19 protein-coding genes and 2 tRNA genes are annotated in these 23482 nt (G+C 67.7%); 12 read left to right on the forward strand and 9 right to left on the reverse strand.

What is annotated here, in order from left to right; all coding sequences use genetic code 11:
• Positions 1 to 24: 24 nt before the first annotated feature.
• From AC1DBX_RS04740 to AC1DBX_RS04750, 3 genes are all read left to right on the forward strand, one after another.
• Entirely contained in the window at positions 25 to 3021 is a 2997-nt protein-coding gene (locus AC1DBX_RS04740) for a UPF0182 family membrane protein (protein ID WP_476871337.1), read from the forward strand.
• A 264-nt stretch (positions 3022 to 3285) separates the two neighbouring features.
• Positions 3286 to 3359 (forward strand) — tRNA-Met (locus AC1DBX_RS04745).
• 239 nt (positions 3360 to 3598) lie between these two features.
• Positions 3599 to 3672 (forward strand) — tRNA-Met (locus tag AC1DBX_RS04750).
• A 97-nt stretch (positions 3673 to 3769) separates the two neighbouring features.
• Here AC1DBX_RS04750 and AC1DBX_RS04755 read toward each other — a convergent pair.
• The 3 genes from AC1DBX_RS04755 to AC1DBX_RS04765 form a co-directional block, all read right to left on the reverse strand.
• Positions 3770 to 5194: a cryptochrome/photolyase family protein gene (locus tag AC1DBX_RS04755; RefSeq protein WP_476931180.1), complete on the reverse strand. Its 1425-nt coding sequence runs from the start codon at positions 5192 to 5194 to the stop codon at positions 3770 to 3772.
• A gap of 180 nt (positions 5195 to 5374) precedes the next feature.
• A complete protein-coding gene (locus AC1DBX_RS04760) occupies positions 5375 to 6166 on the reverse strand; it encodes a PspA/IM30 family protein (RefSeq protein WP_223913934.1) in 792 nt (263 codons plus the stop codon).
• Positions 6167 to 6322: 156 nt separating this feature from the next.
• Complete coding sequence (locus AC1DBX_RS04765) at positions 6323 to 8386, reverse strand: TPM domain-containing protein (protein ID WP_476931181.1); 2064 nt, start codon at positions 8384 to 8386, stop codon at positions 6323 to 6325.
• 296 nt (positions 8387 to 8682) lie between these two features.
• On the opposite strand from AC1DBX_RS04765, the gene AC1DBX_RS04770 reads away from it, so the two are divergent.
• From AC1DBX_RS04770 to AC1DBX_RS04795, 6 genes are all read left to right on the forward strand, one after another.
• The gene (locus AC1DBX_RS04770; RefSeq protein ID WP_476848767.1) at positions 8683 to 10413 is read left to right on the forward strand and encodes a S1C family serine protease; all 1731 of its coding nucleotides are present in this window, start codon (positions 8683 to 8685) and stop codon (positions 10411 to 10413) included.
• Between the two features lie 255 nt (positions 10414 to 10668).
• Positions 10669 to 11469 (forward strand): electron transfer flavoprotein subunit beta/FixA family protein, encoded by an 801-nt coding sequence (locus AC1DBX_RS04775; protein WP_476931282.1) that lies wholly within the window; start codon positions 10669 to 10671, stop codon positions 11467 to 11469.
• Positions 11470 to 11485: 16 nt separating this feature from the next.
• Positions 11486 to 12436 (forward strand): electron transfer flavoprotein subunit alpha/FixB family protein, encoded by a 951-nt coding sequence (locus AC1DBX_RS04780; protein WP_223913937.1) that lies wholly within the window; start codon positions 11486 to 11488, stop codon positions 12434 to 12436.
• 4 nt (positions 12437 to 12440) lie between these two features.
• Positions 12441 to 13217 carry a PIG-L deacetylase family protein gene (locus AC1DBX_RS04785; protein ID WP_476931182.1) on the forward strand — a complete coding sequence of 259 codons (777 nt, stop codon included), beginning with the start codon at positions 12441 to 12443 and terminating at the stop codon, positions 13215 to 13217.
• A 74-nt stretch (positions 13218 to 13291) separates the two neighbouring features.
• Positions 13292 to 13822, forward strand: coding sequence for a gluconokinase (locus tag AC1DBX_RS04790; protein ID WP_028277966.1), 531 nt, complete (start codon positions 13292 to 13294; stop codon positions 13820 to 13822).
• Positions 13823 to 13876: 54 nt separating this feature from the next.
• Positions 13877 to 15271, forward strand: a complete 1395-nt coding sequence (locus tag AC1DBX_RS04795) for a GntT/GntP/DsdX family permease (protein WP_223913985.1) — start codon at positions 13877 to 13879, stop codon at positions 15269 to 15271.
• A gap of 115 nt (positions 15272 to 15386) precedes the next feature.
• Here the strand turns inward: AC1DBX_RS04795 and AC1DBX_RS04800 are convergent, their stop codons facing one another.
• The 4 genes from AC1DBX_RS04800 to AC1DBX_RS04815 all read right to left on the reverse strand — a co-directional run bounded on the left by AC1DBX_RS04800 (position 15387) and on the right by AC1DBX_RS04815 (position 18747).
• On the reverse strand, positions 15387 to 16286 hold the full coding sequence (locus AC1DBX_RS04800) for an anti-sigma factor (protein WP_476931183.1): 900 nt from the start codon (positions 16284 to 16286) through the stop codon (positions 15387 to 15389).
• 10 nt (positions 16287 to 16296) lie between these two features.
• Entirely contained in the window at positions 16297 to 16902 is a 606-nt protein-coding gene (gene sigK / locus AC1DBX_RS04805; RefSeq protein ID WP_223913940.1) for an ECF RNA polymerase sigma factor SigK, read from the reverse strand.
• Positions 16903 to 17209: 307 nt separating this feature from the next.
• Complete coding sequence (locus AC1DBX_RS04810) at positions 17210 to 17677, reverse strand: tRNA (cytidine(34)-2'-O)-methyltransferase (protein ID WP_026538402.1); 468 nt, start codon at positions 17675 to 17677, stop codon at positions 17210 to 17212.
• A gap of 83 nt (positions 17678 to 17760) precedes the next feature.
• Entirely contained in the window at positions 17761 to 18747 is a 987-nt protein-coding gene (locus AC1DBX_RS04815; protein ID WP_476931184.1) for a J domain-containing protein, read from the reverse strand.
• A gap of 141 nt (positions 18748 to 18888) precedes the next feature.
• On the opposite strand from AC1DBX_RS04815, the gene AC1DBX_RS04820 reads away from it, so the two are divergent.
• Complete coding sequence (locus tag AC1DBX_RS04820; protein ID WP_476931185.1) at positions 18889 to 19812, forward strand: diacylglycerol/lipid kinase family protein; 924 nt, start codon at positions 18889 to 18891, stop codon at positions 19810 to 19812.
• A 61-nt stretch (positions 19813 to 19873) separates the two neighbouring features.
• On the opposite strand, the gene AC1DBX_RS04825 is transcribed toward AC1DBX_RS04820, so the two are convergent.
• Entirely contained in the window at positions 19874 to 20302 is a 429-nt protein-coding gene (locus AC1DBX_RS04825; RefSeq protein ID WP_476856673.1) for a hypothetical protein, read from the reverse strand.
• 92 nt (positions 20303 to 20394) lie between these two features.
• Between AC1DBX_RS04825 and AC1DBX_RS04830 the strand changes: the two genes are divergently transcribed.
• Positions 20395 to 21165 carry a helix-turn-helix transcriptional regulator gene (locus AC1DBX_RS04830; protein WP_476931186.1) on the forward strand — a complete coding sequence of 257 codons (771 nt, stop codon included), beginning with the start codon at positions 20395 to 20397 and terminating at the stop codon, positions 21163 to 21165.
• Here the strand turns inward: AC1DBX_RS04830 and AC1DBX_RS04835 are convergent.
• Entirely contained in the window at positions 21107 to 22108 is a 1002-nt protein-coding gene (locus AC1DBX_RS04835; RefSeq protein WP_476931187.1) for a DMT family transporter, read from the reverse strand. The genes AC1DBX_RS04830 and AC1DBX_RS04835 overlap by 59 nt on opposite strands.
• A 132-nt stretch (positions 22109 to 22240) precedes the next feature.
• Between AC1DBX_RS04835 and AC1DBX_RS04840 the strand changes: the two genes are divergently transcribed.
• A complete protein-coding gene (locus tag AC1DBX_RS04840) occupies positions 22241 to 23482 on the forward strand; it encodes a cysteine desulfurase family protein (RefSeq protein ID WP_476931188.1) in 1242 nt (413 codons plus the stop codon).

Raw genomic sequence — 23482 nt, forward strand, 5'->3', positions numbered from 1 at the left:
ACGACCAGCTATGAGGTACCGAGTTTGTCCCGTCCCGCCAGCACTGTCCCGCCCGGAAGACCCCAGACACGACGCGGCGCCCTGACGCCGACGCTGATCATCGTGGCCCTGATCGTGGTCGGATTCATCTTCTTCGCCAATGTCTGGACGGATGTCCTCTGGTACCAGCAGCTCGGCTACTTCGAAGTGTTCCTGACCGAGAACCTGGCCAGGATCGTGATCTTCCTGACAGGTTTCGCTGTCATGTTCCTGGCCGTCTTCTTCGCCATCAGGATTGCCTACCATGCGCGGCCGGTATACGCCCCCGATTCGGAAATCCGGGACAACCTCAACCGCTACCAGGCGCAGCTCGAACCGATCCGCCGCGTCGTGATGGTGGGGCTTCCCATCCTCTTTGGCCTGTTCGCCGGCAGCGCCGCGGCCAGCCAGTGGCAGAAAGTCCTCCTGTTCCTGAACCAGGAGGCATTCGGCCAGAACGATCCGCAGTTCGGGCTCGACATCAGCTTCTACCTCATGACTCTTCCCTTCCTCGGCTTCGTCACCGGGTTCCTCATCAGCGTCACGGTGATCGCTGGCCTTGCCGGCATCCTCACCCACTACCTCTACGGCAGCATCCGGATCATGGAACGCGGGATCTTCACCAGCCGCGCCGCACAGATCCACCTGGCTGTCACGGGCGCCGCCTTCCTGGTGCTGATGGGCCTCAACTTCTGGCTGGACCGCTACTCCACGGTGCAGAATAACGGCGGGCGCTGGGCCGGTGCGCTGTACACGGACGTGAACGCCGTCATTCCGACCAAGGCCATCCTGGCCGTGGCCGCGGCCATCGTCGCCGTGCTGTTCATCGTCGCCGCGGTCATCGGCAAGTGGCGGCTGCCGGTGATCGGCACCGCCATGCTCATCATCACGGCCATCCTGGCCGGCGGCGTCTACCCGTGGGTCATCCAACAGTTCCAGGTCCGGCCCTCGGAGCAGACGCTGGAGAACGAATACATCAAGCGGAACATCGCGATGACCCGTGCCGCCTACGGCCTGGATAAGGTCCAGGAAAAGCGGTACAACGCTACCACCAACGCCACCACCGGCGCGCTGGCCCCCGATGCGCAGACCACCGCCAACATCCGGCTGCTGGATCCGAACCTGATCTCGGATGCGTTCTCGCAGCTCGAACAGTACCGGCCCTACTACCAGTTCCCCAGCGCCCTGAACGTGGACCGCTACGAGATCGACGGCAAGATCCAGGACACGGTCATCGCCGTCCGCGAACTCAACCCGGACGGGCTCGCCACGAACCAGCAGTCCTGGCTGAACCGGCACGTTGTCTACACCCACGGCTACGGCGTCGTCGCCGCCAAGGGCAACAAGTTCACCGTGGACGGCAAGCCGGACTTCCTGCAGGCGGGCATTCCGTCCACCGGCGCGCTCGGCAACGATTCGACCTACCAGCCCCGCGTTTACTTCGGCCAGGACTCGCCCGACTACTCGATCGTGGGCGCCCCGGACGGTGCACCGCACCGTGAGCAGGACCGGCCCGCGGCCAAGGAAGGCGACGGCGAGACGCAGTACACCTTCACGGGCAACGGCGGCCCGAACGTGGGCAGCTTCTTCAACAAGATCCTTTACGCGATCAAGTTCCAGTCCTCGGACCTGCTGCTTTCGGACGGCGTGAACGCCGAGTCCCAGATCCTCTACGACCGCAACCCGCGGGACCGCGTCGAAAAGGTGGCGCCCTACCTGACTGTTGACGGCAATCCGTACCCCGCCGTCGTCGACGGCAGGGTGAAGTGGATCGTGGACGGGTACACCACCAGCCCGTACTTCCCGTACTCCCAGCAGGAGCAGCTCTCGGCCGCCACGGCCGACTCACAGACCGCCGCGAACCGGACAGTAGCCCTGCCGAACAGCTCCGTGAACTACATCCGCAACTCGGTCAAGGCCACCGTGGACGCCTATGACGGTTCTGTGACGCTGTACGCCTGGGACGACCAGGATCCGGTCCTGAAAGCCTGGCAGAAGATCTTCCCGACGTCGGTGAAGCCGTATTCGGAGATGTCCGGTGCGCTCATGAGCCACGTGCGCTACCCGGAGGACCTGTTCAAGGTCCAGCGCGAGCTTCTGGGCCGCTACCACGTGACCAACCCGGACAGCTTCTACACCAACATTGACGCCTGGTCCGTTCCCAACGACCCCACCGTCAAGGACGAAGTCAAACAGCCGCCGTACTACATGTCGCTGAAGATGCCCGACCAGGACAAGCCGGCGTTCCAGCTGACCTCGTCGTTCATCCCGCAGGTGGTCAACGGCAACGCCCGCAACGTGCTCTACGGCTTCCTGGCCGCGGACTCCGACGCCGGCAACCAGAAGGGCGTCAAAGCGGACAGCTACGGCCAGCTGAGGCTCTTGCAGATCCCGCCGGAGACCCAGGTCCCCGGACCGGGCCAGGCGCAGAACAAGTTCAACTCCGACCCCACCGTTTCGCAGGCCCTTAACCTGTTGCGCCAGGGTGCGTCGGCGGTGCTCAACGGCAACCTCCTGACCCTGCCGGTCGGTGGCGGCATGGCGTACGTCCAGCCCGTCTATCTTCGCTCCACGGGGGAGACCTCCTACCCGACCCTGCAGCGGGTCCTGGTGGCGTTCGGCGACAAGATCGGGTTCGCGCCCACACTGGACGAGGCCCTGAACCAGCTCTTCGGCGGAAATTCGGGTGCCGCAGCAGGTGACTCGGCCAACAAGGGACAAACACCGGCCACGCCCACCACGCCAGGTGGTGCAACTCCGCCGCCCGGCACTACCGACGCGAAGGCAGACCTGAAGGCTGCACTGGACGAGGCCAATGCGGCGATCAAGGCCGGCCAGGACGCCCTCGCGAAGGGCGACTTCGCGACCTACGGTGAGCAGCAAAAGAAGCTGAACGCTGCCTTGCAAAAGGCACTCGAGGCCGAAGCAAAGCTGGAAACCCCGGCCGCGCCGGCGGGCGCCGCCACACCGTCGCCCACACCGTCGGCGACGGCGGGCGGCTAACGCTGCGCAGCTGACCCTGGCAGGTCCTTACGCGCTGCGCGAGGGCCGGGCGCAGGCTGTGAACGGTGCGACAGGCCGGGTTTGCCCCTACGGAGGGGCAAACCCGGCCTGTGGCGTAGCCGGACCGGATTCGATCCCTGTGCGGCCCTGGCCGGCCCGGGAGGCCGAGGCGACCAGGGCGGACGCTCCGGTCGGCGGCGAGATGCACATCACGTCGCCTCGATTTGGCCTCAAGTTCACCGGCAGGTAGAGTTGATCTTGCGACGCGGGGTGGAGCAGTTCGGTAGCTCGCTGGGCTCATAACCCAGAGGTCACAGGTTCAAATCCTGTCCCCGCAACTGGAGAAAAGGTCCGGAACGCTGGAAACAGTGTTCCGGACCTTTTGCTTTAAGCCGCTGGGGGACGGCCCGGAAACCGGGAACCGGGAAACCGGTCATAGGACAAAAGGGCGACCGCTCGAGCGGCTCGCCCCGCAGTCCATCGCCTCGCAGTCCATGGATCTGGATGTGCCGGACTGGACGGCGGCTGGGCACGTGGTCAGGGCGGTCCGGAAACTAGGGTAGAGTTGATCAAGCGACGCGGGGTGGAGCAGTTCGGTAGCTCGCTGGGCTCATAACCCAGAGGTCACAGGTTCAAATCCTGTCCCCGCAACTGGAGAAAAGGTCCGGAACACTGGAAACAGTGTTCCGGACCTTTCGTTTTAAGTCCGCGGTGGCGGGCAACGCCGGCGGCGCCCCCGTGCCGGCTCTCAGCCGTCCTTGAGCCGCTGATAGGTTGCCAGCGCCCGCGCCCGGGACTCGGCAAGGTCCACGATCGGTGCGGGGTAGCCGGGGGCGGCGCTGTCGGCCTTCCAGGGCTCGTGGACGGTTTTGTCATCCAGCGCGGCGAGCTCGGGAATGTACCCGCGCAGGTAACGACCGGCGGCGTCGAACTTCTTGCTCTGCGTGACCGGGTTGAAGATCCGGAAGTACGGCGACGCGTCGGCACCCGAGCCCGCCACCCACTGCCAGTTGGCCGGATTGCTCGCGGCATCGGCGTCCACCAGCGTGTCCCAGAACCAGGCCTCGCCCAGCCGCCAGTCGGCCAGCAGGTTCTTCACCAGGAAGGACGCGGCCGCCATCCGCACGCGGTTGTGCATCCAGCCCGTCTGCCAGAGCTGGCGCATGCCCGCGTCCACCATCGGGTAGCCCGTACGGCCCTGCTGCCAGGCCTGGAGCTCGTCGCCCGACGCCGGCTGCCATTCGAAGCGGTCGAACTCCGGCCGGTAGTTCTGTGTCGCCAGATCCGGATTCTCGTACAGCAGTTGCCAGCAGAATTCCCGCCAGCCAAGTTCGGAACGGAAGATCCCGACGTCGGCCGGCGCCCCCGCCGCAAAGCTGTGGCGCAGCGTGTGCCAGATCCGGAAGGGGCTGATTTCGCCAAAGCGCAGATGCGGGGAGAGCCGGCTGGTGCCCTCGACGCCCGGGACGTCGCGGCCGGTGCCGTATTCTGCGGCCGGGCCGTCCACGAAGTCCTCGAGGCGGCTGAGGGCGCCGGCTTCTCCCGGCGTCCAGGTGTCGGCCAGCCCCGGGCTCCAGTCCGGGCTCCGGGGGAGCAGGCCCCAGCTTTCGAGCGGTTCGCTCGCCGGCAGGCCGCCGCTCTGGGTGCGTGCAGGGCCCGGCAGCTGGTCCGGAGCAGCCAGCGGCTGCCGGGGCTCGGCACCGGCCAGGCAGGCCTTCCAGAACGGCGTGAAGACCTTGTAGGGGCCCCCGCCGCCGGTGCGCACGGTCCAGGGCTCGAACATGAGGTTCGCCTGGAAGCTCGTGGCGTTGAGGCCCTCCCCGCCGGCCCAGCTCTTCAGGCCGGCGTCGACGGCGCGTTCAGGGCCGCCGTAGCGGCGGTTCCACAGCAGGGCGTCTGCCGACGTTTCCACCGCGAGGTCCTGGATGACCCGGGCGGCGGGGCCGCGGCGGAGCACCAGCCGCGAGCCAGTGGCCTCCAGCGCGGCGGCCAGGCCGGCCAGGGAATGGTGGAGCCACCACTTCACCGCGCCACCCAGCGGCCGGATGCCGGGCGACTCCTCATCCAGGACATAGACGACGGTCAGGGGTTGGTGCAGGGCAGCGGCCTCCGCCAGAGCCGGATTGTCATCCAGCCGGAGGTCATCACGGAGCCACACAAGGGTCGCAGACATGGATCCACGGTACACGCGCGCCCGCCGCCGCGGGCGCCTGTGCGGTGAGACATGGGGCCATGCAGGGCATAACGGGGGCCGGGCCCCGGCGGGCGATCCTGAGGTGTCAGGTTCGTCCGCCGGAGCCCGGCCCCGGGCCCGAAGCGTGCAGCAGTCCTGCGGAAGCGCCGGACCGGCGGGTCAGAGCTTGTCGAAGTCGGCCTCCTCGACCGTGGAACCGGACTCGGCGCTCTTTTCGCCGGTGCCGATGGCAGCGGGGGCGCCGCCGGACTTCAGCGCTGCCAGCCGGGCTTCGATCTCGGTCTGCTCGCCAAGATCTTCCAGCGAATTGAACTGGGCGTCCAGGCTCGACTCGGCGAGCTCCTGCTGGCCGCGGACCTTGGCTTCCTCGCGGCGGATCTTCTGTTCGAAGCGGCCCACCTCGGAGGTGGGGTCCATGATGTTGATGCTCTTGAGGGCGTCGTGGACCTGGCTCTGGGCCTGCACGGTCTTGGACCGGGCCACCAGCTCATTGCGCTTGCTGGTCAGTTCGTTGAGCTTGCCCTTCATCTGGTCGAGGCCGTGCTTGAGCTTGTCCACCACCTCGGTCTGGGACGCGATGCTCGGCTCGGCGGCCTTGGCCTCGTTCTCGGAACCCATCTGGCGCTGCAGGGCCACCTTGGCCAGGTTGTCGAACTTCTCGGCATCGCCGACGTCGCCCTTCGCCCGGTATTCGTCGGCCTTGCGCGAGGCTGCGAGGGCCTTTCTGCCCCAGTCCTGGGCGTTGCGGACGTCCTCGTTGTAGTCGTCCTGGAGCATGCGCAGGTTGCCGATGGTCTGGGCCACGGCGGACTCCGCCTCCGCGATGTTGTTCGTGTAGTCACGGACCATCTGGTCCAGCATTTTCTGCGGATCTTCGGCCTGGTCCAGCAGCGAATTGATGTTTGCCTTCGCCAGCTGCGCCATGCGGCCGAAAATGGACTGCTTAACCATGGTGTTACCTTTCGTCCTGCTCCGTTGTCTCACTGATTCCAGTGATCGATGATGTATCGCATCTATCCGCTGTCCGGGCCCGTGCGGCCGGCGCGTGGTCTGTCGAGTTTCCTGCTACTGCTTTCCCACTGTGTCCCCTGCGGGGTGGCGAACAGGCTAGAAACTTCCGGAGTCCCCGCCACCGAAGTCTCCGCCGCCGCCAAAGTCGCCGCCGCCCCAGCCGCCGCCGGAGTCATCGCCGCCTCCGCCGCCCCAGCCGCCTCCGCCGCCGCCCCAGCCTCCGCCGCCTCCGCCGTGGAGGATCGAGTTGATGAGGATTCCGCCGAGGATCGCGCCGCCGAGGCCGCCCCCGCCGCTGCCGCCGAACATGCCGCCCCGACCGTAGCCTTGGCCCTGGTTGGCGTAGCCGCCGAATTGGTCGACGTCGGACTGGGCCAGCTGCGCGGCCTGTGCCGCCAGCGCGTAGGCCTGCTGTGCGTACTGCAAGGCCGTGACGGGGTCGGTGCGGGAAATGGAGAGCGCATAGTCCAGGTTCCGCTGGGCTTCCGCCAGGCGTGTGCGCGCGTCGGTGCCTACGCCGCCGCGGCGGGCGGTGATGTAGTCCGACGTCGCGCTGATCTGGGCCTGGGCCGACATGATGCTCTGCTGCAGTGAGGCCTGGGCCCGGCGCGCCTGGTCCTGCTGGTCGCGGATTCCGGCCAGGGACTGGTCGAGTGCCTGGTGGGCCGTGACGACCCGTTCCAGCGTCGCGATCGGATCAATCTTGCCGCCCTGGATTTCCGTTTTGACCTGGGCGAGCGCGGCTTCCGCCGCAGCCACGGGGCCGGCAAGTTCCGGATGGGCGCCGGACTGGATCATCGCCTTCGCCTGGGCCAGGTCCTGCGCGGTATCGACGACGGCGGCTTCCAGGCTGTTGCGTGCCCCGTCGAGGCTGCCGGCCACCTTGGTGATGGCGCCGATCAGCACGTTCGTCTGGTGCAGGCTTTCCTCGGCGGCGCGGACGGCGACCGCGGCGAGGCTGCTTTCACCCGCGGCGAGCTTTTCCTGCGCCGCCGTGGAGGCGTTCTGCACGAAATCGAGACGTTCCTTGGCCTGTTTGATGTTGTCCGCGACCTGGACCAGGGCGCTCTCGGCGTACTTGGCCCGCAGATCGGTCAGTGACTGTTCGGCGGCGGCAAGCTTTGCCTGGGCGTCCGCGGCGCCGGCGCCGACGGCGGCGAGGGCCTGCGGGGCGTTCTTTTCCAGCTCCCGGAGGGAATCGAAATCGGCTTTCTGTTCCTGCAGCGATGCCAGCGCGGCTTCGGAGCGGCCTATGATTTCAACGAGCCAGCTCCGTTGCTGCTCCTCGGTGTCGGGGATGTGGTCGTCAAGCTGCTGCTGCAGCTTGAACGATTCCGTCATGTGGCCCTTGGCCTCCTGCAGAGCCTTGGTGAAATTGCCCACCGCGGCGTCCCCGTATTGGGCCTGGGCGAATCCCAGCTCCTGCTCGCTGGACTTGATGGCGTCATCGGCCTCGATCAGCAGCGAATCGCTCTTCCGGCGCAGCTCGGCCACGCTGAGCCCCGCCAGCGGGTCCGGCTGCCCGCCCTGGGCCCCGGCTGACGCCCCCGAACTTTGCAGGGCCTTCTTCCGGCGGCTGCGCAGGTACAGGTACGTTCCCGCACCGCCCACAGCCACGACGCCGACTCCCACGAGGACGGCGCTGCCCGCTCCGGCGCCGGACGGCACCGTTCCGCTGCCGCCGCCCGCCGCGTCGCCCACCGCAGCGGCCGTATCAATGGCTGCCTGGGCGAAGTCGCGCTTTCCGCCGGCCAGGTTCGGCACGATGGCGTTCTGGACGATGGTGGACGTCTTGGGATAGATGGCGCTGGCCGAGCTGGGGGAGAAGTAGTACTTGCCGTCGTCGGACATGGTCAGGATGACGTCGGCCTTGCCCATGCCCTTGTTGGTCGCGACGGCCTGGGCCCACGCCTTGGGTTCGGCCGGATTCTCGAACGTCTTTGCCGTGATGACGTAGAGGTTGTACTTGTGGTCCTTGAGGAGCTTCTGGATGGCGTCCTGGACTTCGGCCTTGCGGCTGCCGAGCACGTTCGCACTGTCCACGATGTTCTGCCCGGACGGAATGGTCACCGGATCTTCGGCCAGGGCCGGAGCGGCGGGGAGCGCCAACAATCCAGCGACGCCAAGTACGGCGAGGAAACGATTCAACTTAGACCGCATGTGCAACCCTTCAGCACTTCTGGGACCGGTTCGGTCGAACCAGCCGTCACAGAAAGCAGCAGCGCCCCCACGCAGATGTAAAGCCGCAGGTCGCTGTGGCATTTCCATTTGATTCTATGGTGCACCCAAAAGGCAGTCCACCTAGGGGAATATGCCACCAGCGAAACGGGCTTAAACTGGGAAACACGGGCCCGCAGGCCGCAAACAGTCCGTTCAGGAACCTCCCAGCAAATGTCCGCTCTAGTGTCAGCCTGAGCGTTCATAGTTATAGGCAGACGAGGACGAAAGGAAGTCTCATGACTGAGAACCCAGTGCCGGGTGTGTCACCGGAGCCGACACAACAGAACCAGGAACCGGCGGGAGTGCGGGAGGGCTCGCCGGAGCAGCCGCATGCCGGCCGCGCGCCTGAGGCGGCACCGGGAAGTCCGGCATCCGAAAGCACGACGTCCGAAAACTCAGTAGTCGGAAGCCCGGCGCCCGAGAACCCGACCCTCCGGCTGGACCGCGCCGAGGACGGCGCGCCGCGTCCGGTGTACCAGCAGCAACAGCCCTCCGCCGCGGATACCCAGCAGATCGGCGCCCCGGCCCAGCAAACCGGCCCGTACGGCGGGTTCTCCCAGTCCGGCCAGGGCCAGCCCGCCCAGCCCGGCCACCCGCCCTACGGCCAGTCCCAGCAAACCCCGTACGGGCAGTCGCCGCAAACCCAGTACGGCCAGGCCCACTACGGCGCCAACCCTTACGGCGGCCAGCCGCAGCCGGGTCCGTCCTACCCTTCCGGCCCCGGCTTTGCGAACGACCCGGCGCACGCCCCCAAACGCAAGGCGGCATTCGGCGTCCCCACCCTCGTGGCCAGCATCGTGGCCGCCGGCCTGATCGGCGGCGGCGTGGTGGCCGGCAGCAACGCCCTGCTGGGCGATCGCCTTTCCCCGTCCGCCGCGAGCAACACGAGCCAGGCCGGTCCGGTGATCGTCAACAACAGGGAAGACGTCAACGCCATCAGCGCCGCCGCGCTCAAGGCTTCCCCCAGTGTGGTGACCATCAAAGCGACCAGCGGCAGCGACGGCGGCACCGGCAGCGGGATCATCCTCGACACCCAGGGCCATGTGCTGACCAACACCCACGTGGTGACGCTCGACGGCAAGGCCGCGAACGCCACCATGGAGGTCCGGACGAGCGACGGCAAGGTCTACTCCGCGAAGATCGTCGGTACCGACCCGCTTTCCGACCTCGCCGTGATCAAGATCGACAACCCCTCGGGACTGGTCCCGGCAACTCTCGGTGACTCGGGCAAGCTGAACGTCGGTGACACCGCCGTCGCCATTGGATCGCCGCTGGGACTTACCGGCACAGTCACGGACGGCATCGTCTCAACCCTGAACCGGACCATCAGCGTGGCATCCTCGGCTGCGCCGAAGGGCGGTGCGGACAACTCCCAGGGCGGTGACCAGGGCTTCCAGTTCGCGCCCCCCGGCGGCGGCGAGACTCCGAGCACCGCGGATCAGGGATCCATCTCGATCAACGTCATCCAGACGGACGCGGCCATCAACCCGGGTAACTCCGGCGGCGCGCTGGTGAACACCAAGGGCGAAATCATTGGCGTCAACGTCGCGATCGCCTCCGCCGGCGGCGACGCGGCCAGCGGAAGCAGCAGCGGCAACATCGGCGTGGGCTTCAGCATCCCCATCAACAACGCCAAGCGCGTGGCCCAGGAGATCATCAGCGCCGGCAAAGCCACCCACGGGCAGTTCGGCGTCAGCGTGAAGCCCAAGGCCGCAGGCTCGTCCTCCTCCGGGTTCTCGGTGGGCGCGGAGGTCGCGACCGTCGAGTCCGGCTCGGCCGCAGACAAGGCCGGCATCAAGGTCGGCGACGTCGTGACGAAGTTCCAGAACCTGACCATCAGCGATCCCAACCAGCTCACCGCGGCGGTGCGGGAACAGGCCGCCGGGGCCACGGTCAAGGTGACGGTGCTGCGCGGTGGCCAGCTCAAGGACGTCGACGTGACGCTCGGCGCCGCAGCCGAGCAGTAGAGCTGGGCGAAAGCAAACAGCGCAGCTGTAAATCAAGGCAGCAGCAAACAGGCCGGGCGGCACCGAAAAGGTGCGGCCCGGCCTTTGCCGTCCCGGGCCAGTTCACTGACACAGACCTTAACCCTGGCCGCGCTGCCCGGCGGCTATATGGTTAGCTAGGAACAGCCCGGCTGCCGGGCATTCCGTGGCCATGACCCCGTCAGGGGCGGCTGTCCACCCGCATGGAAGGCTGCTGTAGACACAGTGGAAGAAACTCTGAAAATCATTGTGCTGGTCAAGCACGTCCCGGATACGCAGTTCGACCGCCACCTCACAGGTGAGGCCAACACGGTGGACCGCTCCGAAAGCATCCTGTCCGAACTGGATGAATACGCCCTGGAAGCTGCGCTGCAGCTGACCGAGGCCCGCGGCGGAGAAGCGGCCGGCAATAAGGTCATTGCGCTGAGCATGGGCCCGGCCGGGGCAGTCAATGCGGTGAAGAAGTCCCTCCAGATCGGCGCCACGGAAGGCGTGCACCTCAGCGATGAGGCCCTGGCCGGTTCGGATGCCGCGGCCACGTCGCTGGCGCTGGCCGCCGCGATCCGCCACCTGGGCGCGGATGTCCCCGCGGACCTCATCCTCACCGGAATGGCCTCCACGGACGGCGAGACCTCGCTGGTCCCGGCACAGCTCGCTGAGCGGCTGGGCCTCCCGCAGGTCACCTTCGCCGCGTCCCTCGAGCTCGACGCCGGCAAGCTCACCGCCCGCCGCGACGGCGACACCCACGCGGACACCATCGAGGCCACACTCCCGGCCGTCGTTTCCGTCACCGACCAGATCAATGATCCGCGGTACCCGAACTTCAAGGGCATCATGGCGGCGAAGAAGAAAACCATCACCACCTTGAGCCTTGCCGACATCGGCGTGGACGCCGCCCAGGTGGGCCAGTCCGGTTCCTGGACCGCAGTCGAGACCGCAGAGGCCCGCCCGCCGCGGACGGCCGGCACCATCATTACCGACGAAGGCGACGCCGGCATCCAGCTGGTCGAGTTCCTGGCCGCCCAGAAGCTGCTCTAAAGGGGATTATCCGAACATGGCAAAAGTACTCGTTTTCATCGACAACCCCGGTGCGGCGCTGAAGAAGTCGAGCCTGGAACTGCTCACCATCGCCCGGTCCCTGGGCGAGACCGTCGCCGCCGTCAACGGCGAACTGCACGACGACGCCGCCTCGACCCTGGCCGCGTACGGCGCCCAGGCACTGTACCGCCCGTCCGCCACGGACCTCGACGACTACCTCGTCGGACCCAAGGCGGCATTCCTGGCCGCGGCCGCCGCCGCCGCCGGTGCGGGCGTGGTCCTGGCCGAGAACTCGGCCGAGGGCAAGGAAATCGCCGCCCGGCTCGGCATCAGGCTCGGCGCCGGCGTCATCACCGACGTCGTAGCCGTGGATCCCGACGGAACGGCGCACAAGTCGGTCCTGGCCGGGTCCTACACCAGCGCCGCGAAGGCGGTGACACCCGTTTCCGTGCTGACCGTGAAGCCCAACAGCATCACGCCCGAGCCCGCAGTCACCGGCACGGCGCCGGAGAGCATCACTGTCCAGGTTCCTGACGTGACTGCGGCTGCCGCGCGGGTTACGGCGCGCACCGACAAGCCTGCCAGCGGACGCCCCGATCTGTCCGAGGCACGGATCGTCGTGGCCGGCGGCCGTGGCGTGGACGGCAACTTTGGTCCGCTGGAGGAACTCGCCGACGCCCTCGGCGCAGCCATCGGAGCCTCGCGGGCGGCCACGGACGCCGGCTGGATCGGCCACGACGCGCAGATCGGCCAGACCGGCAAGACCGTCGCACCGCAGCTCTACATCTCCGCGGGCATTTCCGGAGCCATCCAGCAGAAGGCAGGCATGCAGACCGCGAAGGTGATCGTGGCCGTGAACAAGGACGCCGAATCGCCGGTTTTCGAGATCGCGGACTTCGGCATTGTGGGCGACCTCTTCCAGGTCCTGCCGCAGGCCACCGCCGAAATCAAGAAGCGCAGAGGCTGACCGCATGAGCACCGCCGTCCCGGCACAAAGCCCGTTCGACCCGGAGACCACCCGGATTGAGCGGGTGCTTTGTTTCACGGCCCACCCGGACGACATCGATTTCGGCGCAGCCGGCACGGTTGCAGCCTGGACCGCCGCCGGAGTCCAGGTCAGCTACTGCATCATGACCGACGGCGACGCCGGCGGCTTTGATCCGGAGCAGCGCGAGGAAATTGTGCGGCTGCGCGTTGCGGAGCAGCAGCGCGCCGCCGCCCTGGTCGGCGTCACAGACATCCATTACCTGCACCAGCGTGACGGCTACCTCGAACCCTCGCATGAGGTGATGCGCGAGGTGGTGCGCCTGATCCGGCAGCTCCGGCCCGACGTCGTGCTCTCCATGCATCCGGAACGCAACTGGAACCGGATACAGAAGAGCCATCCGGATCATCTCGCCGTGGGGGAGGCGGTGACCCGCGCCGTGTACCCCGCGCTGGAAAACCCGTTCGCATACCCGGAACTGGCCGAGTCCGGGCTGGAGGCCTACAAATTGCCCTGGCTGTGGCTCTTCGCCGGGCCGGAAGAGCGCGAAAACCACTTCGTGGACGTCACCGGGCATGTGGAGAGCAAGCTGGCCGCCATCCACATCCACGTCAGCCAGCACCCCGACGTCGACGCCATGGAGCGCACGGTCCGCGGCCTCATGCTCGGCACCGGGGCCCGCGCCGGACTTCCCGCCGGGCGCAGCGCCGAGGCGTTCCATGTCGTAACAGTCAACGGCCAGGGGACCATCGCCGGTTTCTAGTGTTGCTGCAGCACAACCTCTGCCATATGCTGGCCTCTGTTTAAATCATATTTATTGATGGAAGGCAGACTTTGATGGCGAAGACTGCGCAACACCCCGTTCTTGTGATCATGGGCGTCTCCGGATCCGGCAAATCAACTGTCGCGGGACTTCTGGCCGGCAGGCTGGGCTGGGACCTGGCCGAGGGCGACGACCTGCACCCCGAATCAAACGTGGCAAAGATGCACGCAGGACAGCCGCTGACCGACGAGGACCGGTGGCCCTGGCTCGAAAGCATTGCGGACTGGATCCGGGCCCACACCGGCGCCGGGAATCCCGGCGTCGTGACCTGTTCGGCGCTGAAGAAGCGCTACCGGGACGTTCTGCGCGGCGAAGGGGTGGTTTTCGTGTTCCTCGAGGGATCACGGGACAAGATCTCCGACCGGCTGGCCTCCCGCCACGGGCACTTCATGCCCCCGGCCCTGCTGGAGTCCCAGTTCGACGCGCTCGAAGCCCCCACGGCAGACGAAAACTTCATCTCCCTGTCCGTCTCCGCAACGCCGGCGGAAGAAGCACAGGAAATCATCACCCGACTTAATCTCGACGCCGCCGACGCCAGGCCCTGAGCCTTCCCGCGTTTCGCCGCGACCAAGGAATTTTTTGTGAAATCACTGATAGCAATGCAGCTTCCGGCTGCCGTTGAGGCCGGGACCGGCGTCAATACCCAACTACTGATCATCGCGGGTCTGGGCATCGCCCTGCTCGTGGTCCTGATCGCCAAATTCAAGTTCCACCCCTTCCTGGCCCTGATTCTGGGGTCAGGATTCGTCGGCCTCGCTGCCGGTGTGGAACCGGCCAAGGTGATCATCAACTTCGAGGACGGCGTGGGCGGCGTCCTGAAGGAAGTCGGTCTGTTGGTCGCCCTCGGCGCGATGCTGGGCAAGCTGCTCGCGGACTCCGGCGGCGCGAACCGGGTGGTCGACACCCTCCTGGCAAAGGCCACCGGAAACAAGCTGGTCTGGTCCATCACGCTCGTAGCCGTGATCATCGGCCTGCCGATGTTCTTCGAGATCGGTCTCGTCCTGCTGCTGCCGGTGATCGTCCTGGTCACGCAGCGCTCCAAGATGCCCCTGATGCGCATCGCCATCCCGGCGCTGGCCGGCCTGTCCGTGCTGCACGGGCTGGTGCCGCCGCACCCGGGACCGCTGATCGCGATCAGCGCCGTCAAGGCTGAACTGGGCACCACACTGGCCCTCGGCATCCTCATCGCCGTCCCCACGGTGATTATCTGCGGCCCGCTCTTCTCCCGCCTGGCGGCCCGGTGGGTCCCGGTGGGTGCCCCCGCCGTCGCCGGCGGCGTCGATACCGTGCACGGCGCGGACATGGAGGGCGTCAAGCGCCCGCCGAACTTCACCGTCACGCTGTTGACCATCATCTTCCCGGTGGTCCTCATGCTGCTCAGGGCCGTTGTGGACATCATCTGGCCGGACCCCAAGACGGCCCCCGCGATCCGGATGTTCTTCGACTTCGTCGGGCAGCCGCTGGTGGCGATGACCCTGGCCGTCCTGCTGGCCATGGTGACCTTCGGCTACGCCGTGGGCCTCAACGGCGCCAAGATTACGAGCAAGATCGCTGCCAGCCTGGGCCCGATCGCGGGGATCATCCTGATTGTCGGCGCAGGCGGCGGCTTCAAGCAGACGCTGATTGGTGCCGGTGTGGGTGACTCGGTGAAGGCCTGGGCCGAGGGGACCAACATGTCCGTGCTTGTGCTCGGCTTCATCGTGGCCGTTGCCCTGCGCCTGGCGACAGGCTCAGCCACCGTCGCCACCGTGACGGCCGCCGGCATCGTGGCACCGCTGGCCAGCTCGCTGTCGCCGACGCACGCCGCCCTCCTGGCCCTCGCGATCGGCGCGGGCTCGCTGTTCTTCTCGCACGTGAACGACGCCGGGTTCTGGCTCGTCAAGGAGCTGTTCGGACTCACTGTGGGCCAGACCTTCAAGACCTGGTCCGTCATGGAAACCCTGATCTCCGTGGTGAGCTTCGGCCTGGTCATGCTACTCTCGCTGGTCATTTAGCCGGGCGGGAAGCCGGCTTGCCGGGACGTCCGCCGGCCACAACACAAAGCCGCCCGGGCCTTGAGTCCTTCTACGGAAGGAGTCAAGGCCCGGGCGGCTTTGTGTGTGCGGGCGGCTAGGCGTCCAGCGGTGCGGCGGCGACGGTCGGCAGGGTAGGCGACGCGGATCCGCCTTCGGGCTCCACGGTGATGCCCAGCGCGGCCGCGGAACCGATGCCCTTGACCACCGCGGGCTTGGACAGGGCTTCAGCGTCCATGAGGCCCTGCGAGACCGGGGCCGAGCCGTCCTTGGGGATCAGCCACATCTGGTAGACCTTGCCCACGGGCGGGGCCGGGACGCCGTTCATTTTGACGACGGCGGCATCCTTGGACGGGGAAATCGACACGGTGGCGGTGCCGCCGCCGTTGACGTCGACAGTAGCCTGGCGGACGTCGCTGGCCTGCATCACCTGATTTAGGGGATCGTTCTGGTTGGCCACGTAGGCTCCGACGCCCACACCGCCCAGGGCGATCACGGCTGCTGCGGCGACGCCGATAAGCCAGTTCCGCATGCCCTGCGGGCGGCGGCGCTCTTCCCTGCGCTGGCGGGCCGCACCGAGTTCGTCGGTGGCGGGCAGCGCGGAGCCGTCACGTCCCGGATGCGGCAGCACCGGCGTCGCTTGCGGACCCGTGCCGGGAAGCGGCACTGCGGCGGGGGACTGCGCTGCGGCCTGCTCTGCCGTCTGCGCAGGCAAGGATGACATGATCCGGTCCAGCAGCCCGGGCGGAGGCTCTTCCTCTGCGGTGAAGCTGGTGGCCAGGGTCTCCCGGGCCTGCCGGACCCGCTCGTTAAAGGCAGCCCTGTCTGCTGCCGGTGCGGAGGCGAGGAACTGCTCGATTGCGGCGCGTTCGGCGTCGTCCACGGCGTTGAGGGCATAGACCTCGGCAAGGTCCACCACGCGGCCGGACGACAGGTCGGTGGCGATCTCGGCGGTGAAGCCGCCGGGGAGGCGGTTGTTGTTCTCATGTGCGTTCATATCGGTCAATTCAGCTCACCCCCAAGCAGGTCTTCAGTCGGATGAGTCCATCGCGGATGCGGGACTTGATGGTAGGTACCGCGGCATTCAGCCGCTCGGCCACTTCCCGGTAGGTGAGGCCGCCGTAGTACGCCAGCCGGACGGACTCCTGCTGCGTATCGGTCAGCGTCTCCATGCACCGGACCACGGCCTCGGCCTCGAGCCGGCTGCCGACTTCGTCCGAGACGGAATCGTGGTCGATCTCCTGGCTGCTGGCACCGTATCTGGCTTCGCGGTCGGTGGCGGACTGCGAGGACCGGACCTTGTCAACGGCGCGTCGGTGCGAGATCGTCATGAGCCAGGCGAGCGGACTGCCGGCGGCGGGATTGAATTTGGCAGCGTTCTGCCAGACCTGCAGGAAGACTTCCTGGGTGGTGTCCTCACTGAGTTCGGTATCGATCAGGACCCGGCGTGCCATGCCGAAGACGCGCCTGGAGGTGAGGCTGTAAAATTCCGCGAACGCCGTCTGGTCGCCCTGGGCAATCAGTGCCAGCAGGCTGCTGAGCCGGCCGTTGATGTCGGCTGAGGTGTCCGCCGGTGCGGCGGCCTCGGGGTTCGGGGCATTCGGAGTTTCCATCACTCCCAAGCATAGGGCGCTTGCAGCCCAACGCGGGCCAATCGGTGCGGCATGCGGCGAGGGGCCGGCCCCTGCCACGCGGGCAGAGGATCTGTCCAGATGTACTGTTCTCACCTGCCGCTCCTCGCTCCCTTCCGTTTCTCCGCACAATGCCCGGTAGACACAATGTGAGTGGGCGGATTGGTGTCCACCTTCAGAAGTGATTCGGTGCGCCCCGGCATCTGGATGGGCGTGCTGCGCGGGAATTCTTTCCCGCGGGCCGCCCGGGGGGCCGCCGCACGTCCTGGCGGGCCTTCGCGGCGGACCGCTACAACTTGGCCCCTGCAAACCCGTTCTGGCGCCACGCCTCGTAGACGGCGATGGATGCCGCGTTGGCCAGGTTCAGTGACCGGAGGGCTGGGAGCATCGGCAGGCGCACCCGGGACGTCACCCGGGGACTGTGTTTGACTTCCTCGGGCAGGCCTACGGATTCAGGACCAAACAGGAGGACGTCGCCGGCACGGTAGCGGATGTCTGTGTACGTGGTCTCGCCGTCGGAGGTGAAGGCAAATACCCGTTCCGGCTCGAGAGCGGCCCACGCCGCGTCGATGTCCGGGTGGACGGTCACGACGGCGAGGTCGTGGTAATCAAGGCCCGCCCGCCGGAGTTTGGCGTCGGAGAAGTCAAAGCCCAGGGGCTCCACCAGATGCAGTTCGGCCCCCGTAATGGCAGCCAGCCTGATGGCGTTTCCCGTATTGCCGGGGATTTCTGGGGTGTGGAAGAGGATGCGGAACACCGTCCCATCCTAGCGAGCCGCCGGCGTCGAACGCGCCTCGGGCCTTCCCTACCCCGGGGCGCAGGGGAGCGCCTGGGCGGAATCTAGTGCATTCCGCGCAGCAGGCGGGCCAGCACGGGAACGTTGACGGTGTTGGGCGCCGGTCCCGAGCCGAGGAACAACTTCAGGCCGCGGGCCAGGCCCGCGGCGTTGACCACCTCGACAAGGCCCGAGCCTTCCCCGTACCCGCTTCCCTGGCCGCCGGGGGCGCGGCGGTGCCGGTCGATGACCGGTTGATGCAGATTGCCGTCCGTGCTGTGGACGACAATCCAGCCGGTGACATTGAGCTCGGGAAATATGTCCTGCATCCGGCGCACGATGTGGCCCAGCTGGGGCGGGGCGACGGAGCGTCCGCCGTGGGTCAACGTGCTGCCGTTCCATGCATAGGCACCCGGCGGCAGGAGCATGGATCCGACGATCGCGAGACGGTACCCGGCAAGGACCGCGTGGTCGATGTGGCTGTTGTCCGCCGGGGACTGCAGCCCGTTGACAAGGCGCGCCGCCGGGATGGTGGTCAGGATCTGCCTGCTGATGAGCTGCACGGTGCGCATCTCGCGTTGGATCCGGGCTTCGGCGCCGAAGATGCCGCGTTTGCGGGGCATGCCGTGGACCTGCTGCCGGGCCACGCTGGCGGGAATCAGCGGCACTGCCGACCCGCCGTCAAACTGCTCGAACGGGGGAACGTAGACGGGTGGATCTGCGGCCGTATTCCGCGGCGTGTTCGGCCGGCGCACGTTGGCGGAGGCCCGGCTGCCCGCGGCGGGCGCGTCGAAGTGGGCGCCCTCATCGCCGGCGGAAGACGAATACGCGCCGCCGGGTGCGCTGCCGTAGGAGCGGTCGTAGTCCGCGCGGCGCTTGGTGTCGATGAGGGTCTCGTACGCGAGCGTGACGCGCCGAAACGCTGCAGGGTCGCCGCCATGGTCCGGGTGGGCGGTCCGGGCGGCCTTGCGGTACGCGACTTTGATGTCCTTCTCCGTCGCCGTCACGGGGATCCCGAGGACCTGGTAATGCGAGCTGCTGCCCTGCGTCAAACAGAGATCCTTTTCGTTGATGGTGCCGGCGGTGGGAATGCCGGACCGTTCGTGGGCGTCCGGCGTGCCCAGTTTAACCGGCTGGAGGAATAACGACTGCGTGCACAGGGATGGTTCCCGGCGGCTGGCATAATTCAGCGCATGCTGATCGCCGTCGCCGTCAACCCGCGCGCATCCTTTGGCCGGGCGCGGCACGCCGGCAAGGACGCGGCGGCTTACTTCCGTGCAGCCGGAGCGGAGGTCCTGCTGCTGTGCGCGGACAGTTATGCCGGGCTCGCGCAGGCAGTTGAGGATGCGCTGGAGTCGGGCGTGGATGCCCTCGTGGTGGTGGGCGGCGACGGCATGGTCCACCTCGGGCTTAACGCGATAGCAGGTGCAGGTGCAGGTGCCGGAGCAGGTGCCGGTGCCCGCCGGCGGGTTCCGCTGGGCATCATTCCCGCCGGGACGGGTAACGACACGGCCCGTTCGCTGGGCCTGCCGCTGCACGACCTCCCGGCGGCCTGTGAACGGGCCCTGGAGTCTTTGGCCGGCGGCGGCCGGTTGATTGACGCCGGCAGGATCACCGCCGGAGGATCCTCCCGCTTGTTTGCGGGCGTGGTCTCGGCCGGGTTCGATGCCGCAGTCAATGAGCGGGCCAATGACTGGCGCTGGCCGCGCGGCAAGATCCGCTACCAGCTCGCCATGCTGCGGGAACTGGCGTCGTTCCGGGCCATCGATTACACGGTGACGGCCGACGGCGAGAAGTGGCAGCAGGGCGCCATGCTGATTTCCGTCGCCAACGGCCAGTCGATCGGCGGCGGGATGAGGATCGTCCCGGGAGCCGCCCTTGATGACGGCTACCTGGACCTCTTCATTGTCAACCGGCTGTCCCGGACCCGGCTGCTGGCCGTGTTTCCCAAGGTCTTTGCCGGCAAGCACGTGGGCCACCCCGCCGTGCAGCTTCGCCGGGTCCGCACCGTGGAACTGTCTGCCGGCAATATCGTGGCTTACGCCGACGGCGAGCGGATCGGGGCGCTCCCGATGACCATTGAGGTCGTTCCGCGGGCCGTCTGCGTCCTGGCGTAGTGGCGTGGCCCGGCGTCTTCGCCCAGCTGCCGGGACCAGTTGCCGGGACCCGCCGTCTGGCCTAGCTGCCTGGCGTCGCGGCCGGCACGGCCTTGCGCGGGGACAGCCTGTTCAGCGCCAGGGCACCCACGAGCAGCCCGAAGTCACGCAGAGCGACATCGTAGAAGCCGCCGAGGACGATCAGGTTGATGATGATGCCCAGCAGCCAGGCGGCCACGAGCACCGATCCGAAGCGCGGGCGCAGCGCCACCGCCACGCCGGCGACGATTTCCACCACGCCAACGATGTACATGATCGTCTGGGCCGGCAGCGGGACCACCTGGGTCACCACGGGCGCCAGGTACATCGTCCAGTCGGTCAAGAGGTTCGTGAACTTGTCCAGGCCGAACAGGATCGGCGCAACCGTAAAGACGGTCCGCAGCAGCAGGAAGGCCTGACGGTCCGCCGTGAGCTGCTGTGCGGGATTGGCGAGGGCTGGGGAAACTTTCATGGCATTGCTCCTTCTAAAAATAGATATTTTGATTTTAGAGGGCCCCGCAGGGATTAAGCAATGATTCTTGTTTTTAGAGATATTCTTGTGTCATGACCAAGCTTCCGTGGAACCACAGGCTGGCGGCGGTCGCGTCGCTGGGAGACGAGAGCCGCAGGAGGCTGTTTGACTTCGTCGCCTCAGCGGCAGATGCCGTTGGCCGGGACGATGCCGCGCAGGCCGTGGGCCTGGCGCGGAGCACTGCCTCGTTCCATCTGGACCGGCTCGTGAAAGACGGGCTGCTGGCTGTGGAGTTCCGCAAGCTCGGAGGGCGGGAGGGCCCGGGGTCCGGCCGGCCCGCCAAGCTGTACCGGGCCGCCGTGGATGAGGTCGCGGCCTCGGTGCCCGATCGCCACTATGATCTCGCCGCCGAGCTGCTGGTGTCCGCGATCGAGGACGCAACCAGCGGCGGCGGTTCGCCGCGGGAGGCCCTGCTTCGGGCTGCCCGCGCGAGGGGGCAGTCGGCGGGTGAGTCGGCAGCCCGCGCAGCCGGCCGCGAGCCGGCGGGGGCCACCGGGGCGGGGCCTGCGGACTCCGCCGGCAGCCCCGATGGCGCCGGCCCGTTCGAGGACTTCCTGGCGGGGCAGGGCTATTGCCCGGCGGACGACGGCGGCGGGGGACTGGTGCTGCTGAACTGCCCGTTCCATCGCCTCGCCGCCGGGCACGCAGACGTGGTGTGTGCCATGAACGGAGCCTTTCTCGGCGGGGCCTCAATGGCCCTGGGGGTCGAACCGGGCCGGATCGAAGCGCTCGCCATCGAAGATCTCAGGGAGCAGGGCGGCGCGCGGCCCGGGCAGTGCTGTGCCCGTATTCGTCCATCGTGACCGGACTGCCTGCGTGAGCCTGCCTGCCTGAAGCGGCGGCGGCCGGCCCGGCTTGGGCCCTGCCGCTGGGGTGGCCGGCGTTGCGGGCCTGGCCCTTGATTCCGGTCAGCAGCACGCCGGCGATCACCAGGAGGCCGCCTGCGATCTGCACGAGGGTGAGCGGGGTCCCGAACAGCACGGTGATGATCGCGGTGAAGACCACCATCAGGTTGAGGTAGTTTCCGGCGGTCCCGGACGGGGTGGTTTTCAGCGCCAAGTTCCAGAGGAGATAGGAACCAAGGGACGGGAACAGGGCGATATACGCCATCGACCAGCCTTCGGCCGCGGTATCGGGAAACCGCACGTTCATGGCGAGAGCAAACGGCGCCAGCGTCACGGTTGCGATCACCACCTGCACCGCTGTGGCCGCGATGGGCGGCACATCCAGCCGGCGGGCAACGATGGTGTAGAAGCCCCAGACGATGATCGCGCCAATCATCATGAGCTCACCGGTGTTGATGGCGAGGCCGACCACGCGGGCCAGCTCGCCCTGGGTCAGGACCAGCAGCACACCCAGCAGGCCAAGGCAGATGCCGAGCCAGCCCAGCCGTGTGGTCTTCTCACCGAGCAGGACGATCGCCATGACCACAATGAGGGCCGGGTTTGCGGCCGTCACCAGCGAGGCGTTCATCGCGGACGTGAATCCGAGCGCGCCGTAGAGCAGCAGTGTGTAGCCGCTCATGCCCAGGACACTCAGCAGCAGAAGCACGGGCCAGCGGCGCAGCACCGCGCCCCAGTCGGGCCGTTCGATGAGGTGGGCCAGGATCAGCAGCGGCACGGCGGCCAGGCTCCAGCGCCAGAAGGTCAGGTCCAGCGGTGTCATTGAGGCTCTGGCGGCCTGTCCGACGACGAAATTGCCGGACCAGAACAAGGTGGCCAGCACAAGGCAGAGTGGCGCTTTCACCGCTTGAATGTACACCAGCCCCGGGTGCTTCACTGTGCCCTTCACTGTGCCTCCGGCCGGTGCCTTCGCCCTGACACTGTGCCTTCGCCCTGGCACCGCGGCGGCCCGGGCGCGCGCAGGTAGAATTGGGCTGTGCCTGTCTACCTCGATCACGCCGCCACCACCACCCTCGCCCCGGAAGCGCTGGCCGCGCTGACGCGCGAACTGGCCCGGACCGGCAACCCGTCCTCGCTGCATGGATCGGGCCGCCGTGCCCGGCGCTCCGTGGAGGACGCGCGGGAAGTACTCGCGGCGGCCGCCGGCGCCCATCCCTCGGAGGTCATCTTCACCTCCGGCGGGACCGAGGCGGACAACCTGGCGGTCAAGGGCCTGTACTGGGCCCGCCGTGCCGAGGACCCGGCGCGGACCCGCATCCTCTGTTCCGCCGTCGAACACCACGCGGTGCTGGACACCGTTGAATGGCTCGAACGGCATGAAGGCGCTGACGTGTGCTGGCTCCCCGTGGATGACGCGGGCGTCGTGGACCTGGCCGTGCTCGAAGCCGAGCTGTCCCGGGATCCGGGCTCGATCGCACTGGTGAGCGTCATGTGGGCCAACAACGAGGTCGGCACCATCCAGCCCGTCGCCCGGGTTGTGGAACTGGCACACGCCGCCGGCGTACCCGTCCACTCCGACGCCGTCCAGGCCTTCGGCTCCCTGCCCGTTGACTTCCGCGGGACGGGCCTGGACGCCATGTCCGTCTCCGGGCACAAGATCGGCGGACCGGTCGGCGTGGGCGCGCTGATCCTGGGCCGGGCGGTGAAGCTGACCCCGGTCCAGCACGGCGGCGGGCAGGAACGCGACGTCCGCTCCGGGACGCTGGACACCGCCTCGATCGCCGCGTTTGCCGCGGCCGCCGAGGCCGTTGCCGCGAAACTCCCCGAGGAAGCCGCCAGGATCGCGGCCCTTCGGGACCGGCTGATTGAGGGGGTCCGTGCGGCCGTCCCCGAAGCCGTCCTGCGGGGCGCCCCGGGCCCCGGGCGGTTGCCGGGCAATGCGCATTTCACGTTCCCCGGCTGCGAAGGGGACTCGCTGCTGTTCCTGCTGGACCTCGCCGGCGTCGAATCCTCCACGGGCTCCGCCTGCACCGCTGGTGTTCCGAGGCCCTCCCATGTGCTGCTGGCGATGGGCCTGAACGAGGACACGGCGAGGGGGGCGCAGCGATTTACGCTCGGGCATTCCTCAACCGACGCCGACGTCGATGCCCTGCTCGCGGCGTTGCCGGGCGCCTACGCGCGGGGCCGCCAGGCCGGCATGGCCGGGCATGAGTCCAGCATCCAGACCGCCGGAACGGTCGCGCGCGAGGCCGCCCGTCAGGCTTCCGGCAGGAGCTGA

The organism is Arthrobacter sp. 10N44_2 (assembly GCF_056394385.1).

Coding starts and splice junctions, on each gene's coding strand:
- AC1DBX_RS04755 (WP_476931180.1), bottom strand. CDS start 5,194: ATGTCTGCGACCCTTGTGTGGCTCCGTGATGACCTCCGGCTGGATGAC.
- AC1DBX_RS04760 (WP_223913934.1), bottom strand. CDS start 6,166: ATGGTTAAGCAGTCCATTTTCGGCCGCATGGCGCAGCTGGCGAAGGCA.
- AC1DBX_RS04765 (WP_476931181.1), bottom strand. CDS start 8,386: ATGCGGTCTAAGTTGAATCGTTTCCTCGCCGTACTTGGCGTCGCTGGA.
- AC1DBX_RS04770 (WP_476848767.1), top strand. CDS start 8,683: ATGACTGAGAACCCAGTGCCGGGTGTGTCACCGGAGCCGACACAACAG.
- AC1DBX_RS04780 (WP_223913937.1), top strand. CDS start 11,486: ATGGCAAAAGTACTCGTTTTCATCGACAACCCCGGTGCGGCGCTGAAG.
- AC1DBX_RS04785 (WP_476931182.1), top strand. CDS start 12,441: ATGAGCACCGCCGTCCCGGCACAAAGCCCGTTCGACCCGGAGACCACC.
- AC1DBX_RS04790 (WP_028277966.1), top strand. CDS start 13,292: ATGGCGAAGACTGCGCAACACCCCGTTCTTGTGATCATGGGCGTCTCC.
- AC1DBX_RS04795 (WP_223913985.1), top strand. CDS start 13,877: ATGCAGCTTCCGGCTGCCGTTGAGGCCGGGACCGGCGTCAATACCCAA.
- AC1DBX_RS04800 (WP_476931183.1), bottom strand. CDS start 16,286: ATGAACGCACATGAGAACAACAACCGCCTCCCCGGCGGCTTCACCGCC.
- sigK (WP_223913940.1), bottom strand. CDS start 16,902: ATGGAAACTCCGAATGCCCCGAACCCCGAGGCCGCCGCACCGGCGGAC.
- AC1DBX_RS04820 (WP_476931185.1), top strand. CDS start 18,889: ATGCTGATCGCCGTCGCCGTCAACCCGCGCGCATCCTTTGGCCGGGCG.
- AC1DBX_RS04825 (WP_476856673.1), bottom strand. CDS start 20,302: ATGAAAGTTTCCCCAGCCCTCGCCAATCCCGCACAGCAGCTCACGGCG.
- AC1DBX_RS04830 (WP_476931186.1), top strand. CDS start 20,395: ATGACCAAGCTTCCGTGGAACCACAGGCTGGCGGCGGTCGCGTCGCTG.